Source organism: Microbacterium esteraromaticum (assembly GCF_900163815.1).
GTDB lineage: Bacteria > Actinomycetota > Actinomycetes > Actinomycetales > Microbacteriaceae > Microbacterium > Microbacterium esteraromaticum_B.
Genome location: NZ_FUKO01000033.1, coordinates 20,309 through 35,809 on the forward strand (window position 1 = coordinate 20,309; position 15,501 = coordinate 35,809).

Here is a 15,501-nt window from a genome sequence, read left to right on the forward strand (position 1 = left end):
GGGCGGCGCTAGTCCTGTGCGAAGTACTGGCGCTCCGGGAACGACCGGTGCTGCACCACGAAAGCGAGGCCGTCGACGTCCTTGGTGCGCAGCGCGATGTATCCGCTGAAGTCGCCCGTCACGCCTCTGTTCGGATCCATCAGTGACGGCTCCGGAACAACCAGCGGCGGAAGTCCTGCCTTCACCATCTGCTTCGGCAGATCGTAGTAAAACCTCAATTTCGCTGGCGATGCGGACTCGCCGCTGATGTTATTCACCGTCACGTGCACGAGCACGTAGCGGTAGCCGTCCGGCGCAGGAGGATTCTCTGGCGCGATAGCGAGCAATTCGTCTTCGGCATCCGGGTTGATCGAATTGACCACGATCTCCCATTCCGCGCTGACCGCGCGCGTGCCGAGCTGGTGCGGGTCTTCTGCCGTTCCCGCCCGGTCGGAGATCGGTGAATCGCCGGTCGCGAGCGCGTGCCACGGGATCACTCCGCCGTCGGCCGGGGGCTCCACTTCCTCGACGACCCAACCGTCTTGGTCCCCGGCTTGCACCTCGTCGATCTCTCCGACTTCGCCGAACTCGACGACCTCCGTCGACTCACTGAATTCGGTGCTTTCGAGTTCTCCGACGAGGTTGTTCCAGAAGCCCATAAGCAAGATGGCGGCTGACACGGAGGCGATTGCACCGAGAGCTCCGAGAATCAGCCCGGTCAGACCGAGCCCCTTTGGCTGGCGGCGCTTCAGCGCGATGATTCCGAAGATGATCGCCGCGATGCCGAGCACGGCACCAAGAACCGGCACCAGCCCGGAGAGAAAGGCGCAGATGCCGAGCACCAGAGCGGTGATAGCCAAGCCGCGGGTGGGTTTCGGCGCGGTGGAGTGCGGATGCTCGGGCGATTCGATCATCGTCATGGTTTCTCCTCGGTTCTGGGCGCGCTCGATCGTCTGTGTGCTCCTCACGCTATTCATGCCGGTGTGCGCATCGTTAAAGCCGACTTAAAGCGGCGAGATGCGCGAAGGTTCCGGCGCCCGACTGTGCGAGACCCGGCGCCCGACCCCGCGCAGTTACCCGAAGACGCTCAGCGCATAGATGAAGAACAGCAGCAGGTGCGCCAAGCCCGGCAGCGCGCTGACCCGGCGCCCCGCGAATGTCGCGAGCGTGAGCATCATCGTTGCCAGAAGCAGCACCAGGCCGGTCGGACTCTCTGCAAGCACGATCGGCTGGCCGGTGAGGATCCCGATGACGAGCACGGCGGGGATGGTCAAACCGACGGTCGAGACGAGAGCACCGTGACAGAGGTTGCTCACGCGCTGCATCTCGCCGGCAGCAGCCGAGCGGATCGTCGTGATGGTCTCGGGAAGAAAGACGATCATCGCGATCAGGATGCCGGAGAGCGCAACGGGAGCGCCGATGCGGCTGAGCCCGTCGTCGAGCAGCGCTGCCATGTCATGTGCGAGCAGCACGATCGGCACCATCGTGGCGACGATCATCGCCGCGCGGCCGGCGAGCTCTGCACGGTGCTCTGCAATGACCGCCACCATGCGCGGCCGCGCGGTATCGGCATCCGACGCATCGGGTTCCTGGAAGTCCGCGCGCTGCGCGCCCATCTGCCGGATGAGGAAGAAGGCGTAGATCAACACGGTCATGACGGCGATCGGGATCGCCTGCGCCAGCGAGTACGAGCCATCAACGCCGAGAAGCGCGGGGAACACGAAGGCGACGGCGAGCAGCACCACCAGCAGGGCGAGATACGCCGAGACGCCGGTGCGGTTGACGCGGCGCGTCGGATGCCGCAGACCGCCGACGATCAGTGCGATGCCGATGACGAGGTTCAAGATGATCATCGAGACCGCCATCACGGAATCACGTGCAATGGTCGGGTGCTCTCCCGGGCCCAGCAGCACCGATGAGATGAGAATCACCTCGATCAGCACGATCGACAGCGTCAGCACCAGCGTGCCGTAGGGGTCGCCGAGCCGGCTGGCCAGGTGCTCGGCCTCTGTGACGACCCCGAACGCGCAGAGAGTGATCACCACCACGATCGCGAGCAGCACCAGCCAGAGCATGAGGGATGGCAGGCCGCCAGCGAGCAGCGGTGCGCCCAGCTGAAGGGCGAGGAACACGCCCCACCCGACGATGAGTCGGAAGAGTGCTGTCGGCGTCAGCACGGAGCGGAGTGAAGCGGCAAGAGGCACGGGGATCGAAACCCAATCCGCGGGGCCGTCCCTGCACCTGATCTCCTCGGCGGGTCGTCCCACCGTCGCTTGCCTCGATCATATCGAAGCTGCCGCACGGCGGGCGGCCCGCTGCCGATGAGAGCTTCCGTTGCCCGTGCAGGTGGGTGCAGTAGCCTCGCGGTTATGCGCCGATCGATCTGGGGAACGGCGGCCGCTGTGCTGGTCGCCGCGGTCGTCGTCGGCTGTGCGCCATCAGCTGCTGTGCCGAACCCGCGGCCGCCGACGGCGTCCGAGCACAGCGCGGCACCCACGCCCACTCCGACGCCGACACCCGCACCGGATCCCGCTGAGGCGGCCGTCGATGCGATGACCACAGCCGAACAGGCCGCGAGTGTCGTGATGGGGCACATCTCCAGTGCCGATCCCGCGGCCGTACGCGAGTACATGGCATCCGGACTCGGCGGCTTCATTCTGATGGGCGGCAACATCCCCGGCGACGCCGCGCAGCTGCACGAACTGACTGCCGCCATGGCGATCGACCCCGAGCTGCCCCCGCTGATCGCCATCGACCAGGAGGGCGGCGTGGTCTCGCGGCTCTCCTGGGACACTCTGCCGGCGGGGCGCGCCCTTCAGAACGCGCCACCGGCCGACACCAGGGCCGCCTTCGCATCGCGTGCCGATCTCGTCGCCGAAACCGGCGCGAACGTGAACTTCGGCATCATCGCCGACGTTCCGGCCGACCCGTCGTCATTCATCTCGTCACGAGCCCTCGGCACCGATCCAGAAGCCGCCGCACAGCGGGTGCGCGCCGCCGTGCAGGGCGAGAAGGGGATCGTGCTCTCGACGCTGAAGCACTTCCCCGGGCACGGTGCGGCGCCGGGCGACTCTCATCACAGCATCCCGACGACGTCGATGTCTCTTGCACAGTGGCAGGCCGGCGACGCGAAGCCCTTCATCGCCGGCATCGACGCGGGGGCGGAACTGCTGATGTTCGGTCACCTGGCCTTCACCTCCGTCGATCAGGCACCCGCATCGCTGTCATCGCGCTGGCATGAGATCGCCCGCACAGAACTGGGCTTCGACGGCGTGATGATCACCGACGACCTGGGCATGCTCACCTCATCCGGGGTCGCGGCATACCGTGACCCCGTCGTGAATGCGGTCGACGCGCTCATCGCCGGCAACGACATGGTGCTGATGGTCGCGGGCTCCACCGCCGCGACAGCGCCGGCCATGGTCGACGGGATCGCCGCCGCCGTCGGCGACGGGAGGCTGCCAGCGGATCGACTGCGTGACGCCGCTGTGCACGTGATGGCGCTGCGGCTGCAACTGGCTGCGGCGCGGTCTCAGTAGTCGACGCGGCGTCCGAACTGTCGCGGCCCACGGGGCGGTCGCGAGCACACGGCCGCTTCGCGCAGACGCACCAGCTCGTGGGGCTGCAGCCCAGCCGCAGTCGCGAAGGCATCGAGGTTCATGAACCCGCCCTGCTTGGTGCGCGCCTTCAGGAGCCTGCGCGCTCGCGTGCGGGTGATGCCGGGCAGCGTCGCGAGCTCATCAGCGTTCGCGGTGTTCACATCCACCGGATCCGCCGGGGCGGCCGGCTGTGCAAAGTACGTCGCGCTGGAAGCACCGGCGCGCTCGGCCAGCTTCTCGGCATCCGTCCGCTCGCGCGTGGTTGCTGAGGCTGCCCGCGACGTCGCAGCCTTCGACGATGTCTGGGTCGTCGACGCACCGCGCCGTCGGTTCGATGACCTGGTCGACGAGGACGCTGCAGAGGTCCTGGTGCGGGAGCTCGCGCGGGCTGACGTGGTCGCCGGCCGTGACGCCCTTCGCGCCCACATCGCGCGCAGCCAACTCGGATTGGCGACCAGCGCCAGCACCATCCCGCCGAGGTACACGGCCGCGGCGATCAACGGCTGGAACTGACCCCATACGGGCAGCGCCGCAATGATCGCGAGCCCGGCCATCACCACCCCGACGATGGTCCAGCGGCGCATTCTGCCGACGATGCCGACGAGGAGGAAGCCGGCCCAGGCGAACATCGGTCCGGGGATCGCTGTCGACAGCATCCAGCTGCTCATGCCCAGCATCCAACCGGTCGTGGGCCGAGCATCCGCCTGCGTCGCTGTCATCAGAGCTGCTCCCGCACCGCGAGCACCATCGTCACGCTGTCGTCTTCTTCGCGGGACTCCGAGACGAGCTCGAATCCGGCATTGTCAGCGCGGGTGCGGATGCGCGCGGCGACCTCACGCTGCACACGGCGCGCGTACGCGGCGTCGACCTGCTCGATCAGCGCGGTGGCATCCGCGGCCTGCGCGTCGCGACCATCGGCTCCGGTGATGTGCGCGGTCCAGATGTCATCCTCATCGCGGGTCATCCGCAGTGACAGATCACCGACCACAGCGGTCAGGGCACCGTCGACGGTGTCGACGTTCGACGCGCCCAGATCCTGCAGAGCGGATGCCAGCAGACTCGCGTCCTTCATCCGCGTGTGCACCTCGATCGGCGTGGGACCGCTGCCGCCGCTCGATGTCTCCTCATCCGTGCTCATCGAAGCGGCACCGGCCGCTCCCGCGGTGCCGATGATGCCGGCGATCGCGAGAGCAGCGGGGACGAGAATGAGAGAGACGCTCATGCGACACGCTCCTGAGGTCGGTCGGCGCGCACGCCGAGATCATAGAAAAGGGCGGCCAGAGCGGCATCCGATGCCCAGCCGTTGACGTGCACGATGCCGTCCGCGCCGACCCGTACCTCGAGGGTGTCGCCGCGGCCCTCTGCGTCGACGCGACGCACTTCATCGGCGTGCGCGGATGTCAGCGCCCGGATGCTCTGATTCGTCGAGCCGATCCACGGGCGTCGTGTATCGGGCAGCGCTCGCAGGAACGGGCCGTCGCACAGCAGATCGGTGGATGCCAGGAGCGCGGCGATGTCGTCACGGCCTTCCGCCCAACGGGTGAGGTGCTCGAAGGTGTAGCCGCTGAAGGCCATCACGCTCAGGCCTGCCGCCTGAAACGCCGCAGCCACCGGTGCGAGCAACAGCGCCTGGTCGAAGGGCTCGCCGCCTAGCAGCGTGATGCCCGTCGAGCCAGCGGCACGGGCGGCTGCGACCCACCGCTCGGAGATCTCATCAGCATCCGTCAGCGTTCCGCCGCGCGGGGCCCACATCTGCGGATTGAAGCAGCCAGGGCAGTGCACCCGGCATCCCTGCACCCATACCGCCGCACGGCGACCAGGGCCCTCGGCCTCCGTGGCCGGCAGGAAGCGCGACCACCGCAGCGCGCCCGTCGCGCGCGGCGGGCAGGTCGTGCCCAGCAGCGTCGATGCTTCGACCCCGCGCGACTGCGCGTGCACGCTCATCTGCGGCGATCCTCGTCGTGCTGCTCGGCTGCGACCTCGCCGGATACCGCTGCGTAATCCGACGTGTACGAAGAGGACGTCGTCGTCGCATCGAGCAGATCCTCGAGCTCGGAGATGTACGCCAGGCACTCATCGCCGGTCATCCCGATCGTCTCGGCGGCGACTGATCCGTCGGCGCGCAGGTTCACGATCAGCTGCTTCTGCATGGTGTGCTCCTCAGTAGTCCACAGTGCGCCCGCCGCGGCGCGGTGACAATACCCCGGCTGACTCGCTGCCGCCGGATTCCACCGCGTCGAGATCTTCGGTCCCGGTTGCGCGCACCGCGCGCTCGGCGGCCCAATCGCGAATGCGGCGCACTTCCTCTGACTGGGTGACCGCGAGCGGAATCGTCGATGTGACCGCCTGCTCTACCGTCTCGGCATCGATAGGGCGGCCAGCGCTGTACCCCTCGAAGAGCGCGGCGACAACGGCCTGCTCGATCTCGGCACCGGAGTGATTGTCGCTGTGCTGGACGAGCTCGGCGATGGCCGCATCGTCGGCAGCGAGAGTTGCGAGACCGTTCGCGGCCGAGGCATGACCCTTCAGCTGCAGCCGCCAGATGACGTCGCGCTCCGCGGCTGTCGGCAGGTCGACGAAGAAGATCTCGTCGAAGCGGCCCTTGCGCAGGAACTCCGGTGGCAGCGAGTCGATGTTGTTCGCGGTCGCGACGACGAAGACCGGGCGCTTCTTCTCCTGCATCCAGGTGAGGAAGGTGCCGAAGACGCGCGCCGACGTGCCGGAGTCGCCACCGCCGGTGGTGTTCGAGAAGCCCTTCTCGATCTCGTCGACCCAGAGGATGCACGGCGCAACTGCCTCTGCGGTCGCGATCGCGGTGCGCAGATTCTGCTCGCTGGATCCGACCAGCCCAGAGAAGACACGCCCGATGTCCAGACGCAGCAGCGGCAGCCCCCAGGTGGCGGCTGTGGCCTTCGCCGTCAGCGATTTGCCGCAGCCGGGAACGCCCGTGATGAGCACGCCCTTCGGATCGGGAAGCCCGTACTCCTTCGCCCCGGCGAGCCAGGAGCCCTTGCGCCGCGACAGCCAGCGCTTCATGTTGTTCAGGCCGCCGACGTCATCGAGATCGATGTCGGCATCCATGAACTCGAGCAGCCCGGACTTGCGGACGATCTGCCCCTTTTCATCCAGGATCACCGGCACATCCGCTGCGCCGAGCGTCCCGTCGTTGACCATAGCCCGTGCGAAGGCGTTCTCGGCTTCGGCCATCGACAGACCGAGAGCGGCGTGCACGAGCTGCTCGCGCACCTCGTCGTTCGCATCGATGCGGATGCGTCCGGAGCCGGAGGCGTTGCGTTCGATCATCATGTCGAGCAGTTCGCGGATCTCGGCGGAAGTCGGCAACGGAAAGCTCAGCAGGTGGGTGAGCTCGTTCAGTTCTGCGGGGATCGTTCGGACAGGCGAGATGAGCACCAGCATCCGCGACGTGTCGCCGTGTCGGAAGTCCAGTGCGGTCTCGCGTGCCGTGCGCACGACCAACGGATCGCCCTGTCGATGCTCGGACCCGAAATAGGCATGCAGGTCGCAGAAGATGAACACGCCGGCATCCGACACGCCCGCGATGTGCGCGAGCGCGCGCGCCGGGTTGGCGGTGTTCGCGATGCTCTTGCCTTCGGGATCGATCAGACCGAGCGCGCTCGTCCAGGTCCAGACGGGGCGCGGATGCCGTTGGGCGGCCGCCGCCCGCGTGACCGCCTCGATCGCGCGGACCTCTTCGCCGGTCTCGAGGTACAGCAGCGGAAGGCGAGCCTTGAAAGCCTCGTCGAGGGTCTGCGCGAAAGTCATACCGTCTCTCTCATTCGTCCACGGCGACGGACCACTCGCCACCGCTCGATTCGATCATGAACAGCACCGTACCGGGCACCCGCCATGACGCGCGCCGCGAGAACTCATCCACATCGTTCACGGCGAGATCGAACTGCTCGGGGGCGATCACGGTGACGCGCAGGAAGCCGCTGCCGGTGTGCGAGAACCGTGCACTGAGCGCATCGCCCTGATACGACAGCATCGCATCTCCGGTGCCGGATGCTGCGGCATCCGCGATCGGGGTGTGTGCCACGGGAGTCACCGAAAGGTCCCAACGCGCACTGTCGACGCTGACCCAGAGCCTTCCGTCGGTGGCAGCGGGAATGGCATAGACGACGTCATCCATGTCCCAGAGCGCACCGAGCGACTCGGGGCTCACAGCGCGGTCGGTAACCAGATCGGCGACATCGCTGGTCTGGAAGACGTTGATGTAGTTGTCATGGTCGTGCGCCATTCGCAGCATGAGGGGAGCGGAATCGGCGTCGAAGGGGAGCCACCCGCCCTGCTGACCACCACTGAGGGTGTCGCCGTCGAGCGTGAGCTCAACCGGGTCGTCGACATGCTGGGGGTACACGCGATCCCCGACGTAGCCCTCGCCGTTGTCGACGACGATCCGCCCATCACCGCGCAGCGCGACCTGCGGCACGACGAAGAACGCAGCCACCGCGATCCCGAGCGCGCCGATCACCCAGACGAAGCGGGAGAAGCGGCTGATCTGTGGGAGTCCGGGATCACTCATCCACGCCTCCTGCGGGGGCGAGGAACTCCAGCGTCCAGGAGACGTCGTCATAGGCATCGATCTGGAAGACAGCGGTGGGAGTATCGCTCCACGCCAGCGTCCACGCCATCTGGCCGGACTCGGACCGCTCGGCTTTGGTCCCGTTCGCGGTGATGATGTTCACGCGCGGCGGATGCCCTCCGCGCGCATCCATGCGCGCTGCTGTCGCGTCGCCGGTGTACCGGAACGTCATCGGACCGATGCCGCTGACGGTTCCCGTGCGCTCTTCGATCTGGGCGGGGCGCACAGTGACCGTCCAGTCGGCGGCAGTGCGCATGCGCACCCAGATGGTCATCTCGGGCGCTGTCGGCACGAGGAGCAGTGTGCTCGATCGGCTGTAGCCGACATCGATCGGGCGCTCATCGACGGCATCCGCTGGCCCCAGGTACACACCGCTGAATTCCGCATCGCCCTCCGGTGAGAACTCCAACGGCTCACCAGGGGTCAGACCCGTCAGCGGAATGAACTGCTGCCCGCGTCCGCTCCAGACATCGCCGTCTGCGGTTGCGGCCGTCGCCCGCGGGTTCTCCCAGGGGTAGTAGTAGTCCTCCGACGTCGCGTCCGCGACGTCATCGGCGGTGAGAACGCTGTATCCGATCCCGGCGATCACGAGGAGTCCGATGACGCTGAGGGCGAGGCTGAACCGGAAGATGCGCTGTCGTGCGCTCGACGCCATGGAATCGCTGCTCACCGGTCACCCTCCGGCATCTGGGCATCGCCGAGCCAGGCAGTGAGCATCCGCTCGCGCAGTGCAGAGCCGCGGTCGGCGAATTCGCGCTGTCTGCGCACGTAGTCTGCTTTGCCCGCGGTGGTCTCCACCCGCACGGGGCTCACATCCCAGTCGCTCAGGTCGTACGGCGCCGCCGCCATATCGAGCTGGCGGATCTCGCGGGCCAGCTCGAAAGCATCCAGCAGCATCTCACCGGGGATGAGGGGACCGAGCTTCATCGCCCACTTGTACAGGTCCATGCCGGCATGCAGGCACCCGGGCTGCTCGAGATCGGGTTGGGACTCGCGGGTCGGCTGCAGACGGTTGCGCGGCGCCGCGGGGTAGGTGAAGAAGCGAAAGGCATCGAAATGGGTGCAGCGCAGCTCGTTCGCCTCGACGACGGCATCCGTGCCATCGGCGCCCAGCCGGAGCGGAATCGGATGCCGATGGGCGTCGGTCCGGTAGACCATCGCCCATTCATGCAGCCCGAAGCAGCCGAACTGTCCGGGACGGGCGGCCGTGCGGCGCAGCATCCGCTCGATCAGTCCCGCCAGCTGCGCTTTCTCACTCTGAAAGGCCGCGGCATCTGGTGCAACCGAATCCGGGGTCGGACCGGGGGAGTACCAGCGCCAGCCTCGGCGTTCCGGGGCATCGGCGAGCGCGACACCGGCCCCGGGATGCCAGCGGCGAAGCTGCGCGGGCTTGTACGAGTAGTACGTGAACAGGAAGTCCTCGACCGGATGCTTCTCGCCGCGCGCAGCCCGACCGCGATGGTCGGCAGTCAGCGCGTCGGCGCGCGATTCGTGCGCTTCGGCGAGAGCGGTCCACTCCGCCCGGGTGTGGCGGGCAGCGCGGGGGGAGACAGCCGTGTTCATGTCGGCGAGTCGATGATGCCGGCTTCGTGCAGCTGCTCACGCAGCCCTGCGCCGTCTTCTGCGCTCACCCAGGGCACGTTGTCGCCGACGCGGTCGACCGAGGCGCGTCCACCTGCCAGCACGGCTTCGGCGGGCAGCAGACGCCGGATGGCGACGCCGGCGACGGACGCGGGGTGCTCCTGCTGGAACTGCGAGTAGATCGCCTCATCGTGCTGACCGTCATCGCCGATGAGCAGCCACTGCACATCAGGGAACTCGGCCGCGAGACGACGCAGATTGCTGCTCTTGTGCTCGGGGCCGCTGCGGAACCAGCGGTCGTGCGTGGGTCCCCAGTCGGTGAGCAGCATCGCACCCGCCGGGAACAGGTGCCGGCTGAGGAAGCGCCGCAGCGTTGGCGCGACATTCCACGCTCCAGTGGAGAGGTAGACCATCGGCGCGCCGGGATGATCGCGGCGCAGCTGCGCGAGCAGCACAGCCATGCCGGGCACCGGGGTGCGGGCGTGCTCGTCGACGACGAAGGAGTTCCACGCGGCGATGAACGGTCGGGGCAGCGCCGTCACCATGACCGTGTCGTCGACGTCGCAGACCACGCCGAAGCGCACATCGTCTGCGACGACGAACACCGTGGCCTCGACGGGCTCCTGGCCCTCGACCGACATGGTGAGCGTCTGCCACCCCGGCTCGAGGTCGGCTTCGATCACCGTGTCGATCACGCCGCCACGGTCAGTGATGACTTCGTGGCTCTGGCCGCCGACGTCGACGCGCACGGAGGCGAAGCTGACCGGGATGCTGACGAATGCACGCCACCCGCGCACGCCCTCGCCTTCGCCGCGGGCCCGCTTGGGCGGCGGGGGGACGATGAGCACACGGCCGACCACACGCACCCAGCCCGAGCCGCCGTAGCCGGGGAACGGAACAGCGGTCGCCGAACGACCGCGTCGGCGTGCGCGGCGTTCGCGCGCGACGTGCAGGCGGTGTTCGAGGCGAGCGAACCAGTGGATCTTGGTCGCTGAAGCGGGAGACATCGTCTCCAGTCTTTCACGCTTCCGGATCGCGCTGCGCTTCGGAACGCGGATGCCGCTTCGTCTCCTGCGCCATGTGCCGCTCCTCGCGTTTGGCGAGGATCTTCTTGCCCACGAAGACGAGCAGCAGCAGGGCGATGATCACTCCGACGAAGACATACCCGGCGTAGTGCGCCTTCTGTGCGAGCTCCTTGTAGCTGCCGGCCGCCCCGGCCGCGACGCCGACGTACACCGACGTCCACAGCACGCACGCCGGCAGCGTCCAGGCGATGAATCGACGGTACGAGTATCCGCTCATGCCGACGGTGAGCGGCACGAGCGAATGCAGCACCGGCAGGAAGCGGGAGAGGAAGATCGCGATGCCGCCGCGGCGCAGCAGATAGCGCTCGGAACGCTGCCAGTGCACCTCTCCGATTCGTCTGCCCAGCCACGACGTGCGGATGTGCGGCCCGGCCCAACGGCCCAGCCAGAAGCCGATCGATTCGCCGACCAGCGCGCCCGTGACGACCGCGGCGGCGAGGATGATGCCCTCGCTCCACGAGGTCACCCCGATTGCCGCGACGAGCACGATCGTATCGCCGGGAAAGATAAGGCCGATGAGGATGCTGGTCTCGAGCATGATCGCCACGCCTGCGAGAACCGTGCGGAGGACAGGATCGACAGATTGCACCATGTCGATGAGCCAGAGCACGATCTCGTTCACACCATGAGCGTAAAGCGTGCCACTCACACATACGCTGTGAACGTGCATGTACCCCTGCCGCTGATCGCTCTGCCTCTGCACGGCGATGCCGACGCCGAAAGCCTCTTCCGACAGCTGTTCGATGCCGAAGCCGCATCGTTCTGGCTGGATGCCGGGGCCGAAGCAGATGCGGGATGGAGCATCCTCGGCACAGGACGAGTCGAGACGAACCCGGATGCAGTGCGGGCGGTGCCGTTGGCCGCTCATGGCTCGGCGGATGCTTCCGGTCGCGACGCTCGAGCGTCGTCGGGCGTGCCCTTCCTCGGTGGCTGGACGGGGTGGCTGAGCTACGAGGACGGGGCGGCCGCGAGTGGTGCGCCGATCGCGGCATCCGCCCTGCCGGAGACCAGTGCATGGATCGCGGTGGAACGCGCGATCGCGATCGAACATGAAACAGGCCGCGCGTTCGCGCTCGCGGATGCCGACGCCATCGACACCTGGCAGCACACCGTGCAGACGGCGCTCGCCGCCGGCATCCCCTCCGCCGACGATGCCTTCAGTGACCAGCAGACCGCGATTGCCCGGCACGACGTCGACGAATATGTCTCCCTCGTCGAGGAGTGCCGTGCGGCGATCGCACGCGGAGACGCCTATCAGCTGTGCCTCACGACACGATTCGCCGTTGCTCGCCCACGGGACCCGCTCGCCGTGTACCTGCGACTGCGCACGGCGACGCCGGCGCACCACGGCGGCTATCTGCGGATCGGGGAGCGGCATCTGCTGAGCGCCAGCCCCGAGCAGTTCCTGGCTGTGGAAGACGGTCATGTGTTGACCAGCCCCATCAAGGGCACCCGGCCCCGCGGGACGACGGCTGACGATGACGCCGCGCTCGCCGAAGAGCTGCGCACGGACGTCAAGGAGCGCGCTGAGAACGTCATGATCGTCGATCTCATGCGCAACGACCTGTCGCGCATCGGGGTGCCCGGAAGCGTGCAGGTGACGCGGCTGTGGGAGGTGGAGTCGTACCCGGCTGTGCATCAGCTCGTGAGCACGGTCACGGCCCGGCTGCGCGAGGGTATGACGGCGGGCGACCTGTGCGATGCGGCGTTCCCCGCGGGGAGCATGACCGGTGCACCGAAGCTGTCGGCGATGAGCATCCTCTGCCGGCTCGAGCAGGGTGCGCGCGGTGTGTATTCCGGATGCTTCGGATACGTCGGGCTGGATGGGCAGGTCGATCTGGCGATGATCATCCGCTCCATCGTCATCACGGCCGGTGGTGCCTACGTCGGCGCCGGTGGCGGCATCACCTGGCTCTCCCGGCCGAAGGCGGAGGCCGCGGAGGTCGCCACCAAGGCGCGGGCGCCGCTGGCAGCGCTGGGTGCGGATCTGCCGCCGCAGTGGGCGGCGCTGCTGGCCGAGTGAATCTCGGAGGAGTCGGGGAAATGCGCAGATCGCGATAACCTGGAAGCGCCCGATTTCCGGGCCGTTCCGCATCTGCAGATTGGCCGTTCTTTGTCCGAGCATTCGTCCGAATCACACGCCGAGTCCACTGAGACGATGTCCGCGCACGACATCCAGCACAAGTGGCAGAAGTACTGGGCTGAGAACGAGACGTTCCTTGCCGGCGGTGCGGAAGACGATCGCCCGCGCAAGTACATCCTCGGCATGTTCCCGTATCCCTCGGGAGACTTGCACATGGGGCACGCGATCAACTACCTGTACCCCGACATCGTCGCCCGGTACTGGCGGCACCGCGGTCATAACGTGCTCAACCCGATCGGCTGGGACTCGTTCGGTCTGCCTGCCGAGAACGCCGCGATCAAACGCGGTGCTGACCCGCGTGAGTGGACGTACAAGAACATCGACCAGCACAAGGCCGGCTTCCGCGGCTACGGCATGTCGTATGACTGGTCGCGGGTGCTGCACACCTCTGACCCGGAGTACTACCGCTGGAACCAGTGGCTGTTCCTGCAACTGCACGAGCGGGGGCTCGCGTACCGCAGGAAGAGCTCGGTGAACTGGTGCCCGAACGACCAGACCGTGCTGGCCAACGAGCAGGTCGTCGACGGCCGCTGCGAGCGCTGCGGCGCCGAGGTCGTGAAGAAGAAGCTCACCCAGTGGTACTTCAAGATCACCGACTACGCCGACCGGCTGCTGGACGACCTGGACGGGCTCGAGGGGCACTGGCCGCACAAGGTGCTGCAGATGCAGCGCAACTGGATCGGCCGCTCGACTGGCGCCGACGTGGACTTCCGCATCGAGGGGCGCGAAGAGCCGGTGACGGTCTTCTCGACTCGCCCGGACACGCTGCACGGAGCGACGTTCTTCGTCGTCGCGCCCGACGCCGACCTGGCCGCCGAGTTGGTATCCGGGGCATCTGCCGAGGTGCGCGCGCGATTCGAGGACTACCTCGCAACGGTGCAGAAGCAGACCGAGATCGAGCGGCAGTCCACCGATCGTCCCAAGACCGGTGTGTTCCTGGAGCGCTACGCGATCAACCCCGTCAACGGCGAGCGGCTGCCCATCTGGGCCGCCGACTACGTGCTCGCCGACTACGGCCACGGCGCCGTCATGGCCGTGCCCGCGCACGACCAGCGCGACCTCGACTTCGCGCGGACGTTCGAGCTGCCCGTCAGGATCGTCGTAGACACCACGGTCGATGGCGGCGCGAACGCGGGTGAGGATCTGGCGGAGCTCGATCCTGTCGCGACCGGCAAGGCACTGGTCGGCACCGGCAGCATGACCGGATCGGGCGAGCTGGACGGGCTCGATAAGAGCGCTGCCATCGCCTCGACCATCGAGCGCATGGAGGCATCAGGCACCGGACGCTCGGCGAAGAATTTCCGTCTGCGCGACTGGCTGATCTCTCGTCAGCGGTTCTGGGGCACCCCGATCCCGATGCTGCATCTGCAGGACGGCACGGTCGTGCCGGTCCCCGAGGATCGGCTGCCGGTCACGCTGCCGAGCGTGGAGGGATTGGACCTGCGCCCCAAGGGCACCTCGCCGCTGGGAGCCGCCGAGTCCTGGGTGCGCACGGTGGATTCCACGTCCGGTGAGCCGGCACTGCGAGACACCGACACCATGGACACGTTCGTCGACAGCTCGTGGTACTTCCTGCGCTTCCTCTCGCCGAACAGCGACCAGTTCGCGTTCGACCCCGAAGAGGCCAAGCGCTGGGCGCCGGTGGACGGCTACTTCGGCGGTGTCGAGCACGCCATTCTGCACCTGCTGTACGCGCGCTTCATCACCAAGGTGCTGCACGACATGGGCCTGATCGACTTCGACGAGCCGTTCACGAACCTGGTCAACCAGGGCATGGTCATCATGGATGGCGCGAAGATGTCCAAGAGCAAGGGCAACCTGGTCGAGCTCTCCGACCTGCTCGGACAGTACGGTGCTGACGCTCTGCGTCTGGGGCTGGCCTTCGCCGGCCCGGTGGAGGACGACAAGGAGTGGAACGGCGTCTCGATCTCGGGCGCGCACAAGTTCCTCTCCCGGGTGCTGCGGGTCGGCGACGAGACGTCGAGTCCGGTTGGTGCGGATGCGTCGGCGGGGGACATCGGGCTGCGCCGCATCACCCACCGCCTGCTGGCTGACGCACCGGGTCTGCTCGAGCAGACCAAATTCAACGTGCTGGTCGCTCGACTGATGGAGCTGGTCAACGGCATCCGCAAGACGATCGATTCCGGCGCCGGTGCGGCTGACCCCGCCGTGCGCGAAGCCGCTGAGACCGTCGCCCTGATGCTGGAGCCCATCAGTCCGCACACCGCGGAGGAGTTGTGGGAGCGTCTCGGCAACGAGGCATCGGTCAGCGCCGTGCCATGGCCGGATGCCGACCCCGCTCTGCTCGTCGAAGACACAGTCATCTGCGCCGTGCAGGTCGGCGGCAAGGTGCGCGCGACGATCGAAGTGTCGGCCGGCCTCTCCGAGGCAGACCTGGAGGCTGCCGCACGCTCGGATGAGCGTGTGCAGCGGGCGCTGGAGGGCAAAGAGATCGTGCGGGTGATCGTGCGCGCCCCGAAGATCGTGAACTTCGCCGTCAAGGGCTGATCG

At 67.5% G+C, this 15,501-nt stretch carries 15 protein-coding genes; 3 read left to right on the plus strand and 12 right to left on the minus strand.

Going from position 1 to position 15,501, the window contains the following annotated elements; translation table 11 throughout:
- Positions 1 to 8: 8 nt before the first annotated feature.
- Together FM104_RS12310 and FM104_RS12315 are read right to left on the minus strand one after the other, a co-directional pair.
- Positions 9 to 899, minus strand: coding sequence for a hypothetical protein (locus tag FM104_RS12310; RefSeq protein WP_087132545.1), 891 nt, complete (start codon positions 897 to 899; stop codon positions 9 to 11).
- A 153-nt stretch (positions 900 to 1,052) separates the two neighbouring features.
- Positions 1,053 to 2,156, minus strand: coding sequence for a calcium:proton antiporter (locus FM104_RS12315; RefSeq protein ID WP_306298522.1), 1,104 nt, complete (start codon positions 2,154 to 2,156; stop codon positions 1,053 to 1,055).
- Positions 2,157 to 2,348: 192 nt separating this feature from the next.
- Between FM104_RS12315 and FM104_RS12320 the strand changes: the two genes are divergently transcribed.
- Positions 2,349 to 3,518 (plus strand): glycoside hydrolase family 3 N-terminal domain-containing protein, encoded by a 1,170-nt coding sequence (locus FM104_RS12320; RefSeq protein ID WP_179206784.1) that lies wholly within the window; start codon positions 2,349 to 2,351, stop codon positions 3,516 to 3,518.
- Here FM104_RS12320 and FM104_RS12325 read toward each other — a convergent pair.
- From FM104_RS12325 to FM104_RS12370, 10 genes are read right to left on the minus strand one after another with little or no spacing between them, the layout of a single operon-like run.
- The gene (locus FM104_RS12325; RefSeq protein WP_087132547.1) at positions 3,512 to 4,297 is read right to left on the minus strand and encodes a ComEA family DNA-binding protein; all 786 of its coding nucleotides are present in this window, start codon (positions 4,295 to 4,297) and stop codon (positions 3,512 to 3,514) included. The two genes, FM104_RS12320 and FM104_RS12325, sit on opposite strands and share 7 nt — an antisense overlap.
- Positions 4,297 to 4,800 (minus strand): hypothetical protein, encoded by a 504-nt coding sequence (locus FM104_RS12330; protein WP_087132548.1) that lies wholly within the window; start codon positions 4,798 to 4,800, stop codon positions 4,297 to 4,299. The genes FM104_RS12325 and FM104_RS12330 overlap by 1 nt, the downstream gene beginning before the upstream one ends.
- Positions 4,797 to 5,522 (minus strand): 4Fe-4S single cluster domain-containing protein, encoded by a 726-nt coding sequence (locus FM104_RS12335; RefSeq protein WP_087132549.1) that lies wholly within the window; start codon positions 5,520 to 5,522, stop codon positions 4,797 to 4,799. The genes FM104_RS12330 and FM104_RS12335 overlap by 4 nt, the downstream gene beginning before the upstream one ends.
- Positions 5,519 to 5,728, minus strand: a complete 210-nt coding sequence (locus FM104_RS12340) for a DUF2997 domain-containing protein (protein ID WP_087132550.1) — start codon at positions 5,726 to 5,728, stop codon at positions 5,519 to 5,521. Before FM104_RS12340 ends, FM104_RS12335 begins: the two co-directional genes overlap by 4 nt.
- Positions 5,729 to 5,738: 10 nt before the next feature.
- Entirely contained in the window at positions 5,739 to 7,361 is a 1,623-nt protein-coding gene (locus tag FM104_RS12345) for an AAA family ATPase (protein WP_087132551.1), read from the minus strand.
- A gap of 10 nt (positions 7,362 to 7,371) precedes the next feature.
- Positions 7,372 to 8,121: a hypothetical protein gene (locus tag FM104_RS12350; protein WP_087132552.1), complete on the minus strand. Its 750-nt coding sequence runs from the start codon at positions 8,119 to 8,121 to the stop codon at positions 7,372 to 7,374.
- Entirely contained in the window at positions 8,114 to 8,851 is a 738-nt protein-coding gene (locus FM104_RS12355; protein WP_087132553.1) for a hypothetical protein, read from the minus strand. The genes FM104_RS12350 and FM104_RS12355 overlap by 8 nt, the downstream gene beginning before the upstream one ends.
- Positions 8,848 to 9,744, minus strand: a complete 897-nt coding sequence (locus FM104_RS12360) for a 3-methyladenine DNA glycosylase (protein WP_087132554.1) — start codon at positions 9,742 to 9,744, stop codon at positions 8,848 to 8,850. Before FM104_RS12360 ends, FM104_RS12355 begins: the two co-directional genes overlap by 4 nt.
- Positions 9,741 to 10,769: an App1 family protein gene (locus FM104_RS12365; RefSeq protein ID WP_087132555.1), complete on the minus strand. Its 1,029-nt coding sequence runs from the start codon at positions 10,767 to 10,769 to the stop codon at positions 9,741 to 9,743. The genes FM104_RS12360 and FM104_RS12365 overlap by 4 nt, the downstream gene beginning before the upstream one ends.
- 13 nt (positions 10,770 to 10,782) lie before the next feature.
- Complete coding sequence (locus FM104_RS12370) at positions 10,783 to 11,469, minus strand: DedA family protein (RefSeq protein ID WP_087132556.1); 687 nt, start codon at positions 11,467 to 11,469, stop codon at positions 10,783 to 10,785.
- A 42-nt stretch (positions 11,470 to 11,511) separates the two neighbouring features.
- Between FM104_RS12370 and pabB the strand changes: the two genes are divergently transcribed.
- Both pabB and leuS read left to right on the plus strand, forming a co-directional pair.
- On the plus strand, positions 11,512 to 12,870 hold the full coding sequence (gene pabB, locus FM104_RS12375) for an aminodeoxychorismate synthase component I (RefSeq protein ID WP_256971650.1): 1,359 nt from the start codon (positions 11,512 to 11,514) through the stop codon (positions 12,868 to 12,870).
- A gap of 135 nt (positions 12,871 to 13,005) precedes the next feature.
- Positions 13,006 to 15,498 carry a leucine--tRNA ligase gene (leuS, locus tag FM104_RS12380; RefSeq protein WP_087132558.1) on the plus strand — a complete coding sequence of 831 codons (2,493 nt, stop codon included), beginning with the start codon at positions 13,006 to 13,008 and terminating at the stop codon, positions 15,496 to 15,498.
- Positions 15,499 to 15,501: the final 3 nt, after the last annotated feature.